Annotated in this window: 1 pseudogene; it reads left to right on the top strand. The window is 35.0% G+C overall.

The features are described 5' to 3' along the window. A pseudogene (locus SB752_RS32420) lies at positions 1-274 on the top strand (hypothetical protein); the annotation flags it as partial.

Genomic DNA, 274 nt, shown 5'->3' on the forward strand with positions numbered 1-274 from the left:
GGGGCTATCAATAATGATGGTAATAATAAAGTGGGCTTTACAGCTCCAAGTATAGAAGGTCAGGCAGATTGTATAAGAAAAGCAATGAAATTTGCTAGGGTTGAACCTGAAAGTATTTCTTATATAGAAACTCATGGAACAGGTACTAGATTAGGAGATTCAATAGAAATCGAGGCCTTAAATATGGCCTTTAATAAAAATCACTTTCATAAATGTGCAATAGGATCTGTTAAAACAAACATGGGGCATTTAAATAATGCTGCTGGAGTAGCAG

The organism is Brevibacillus sp. SIMBA_040, assembly GCF_046535075.1.
In the GTDB taxonomy this organism is placed as follows: Bacteria; Bacillota; Bacilli; order Brevibacillales; family Brevibacillaceae; genus Brevibacillus.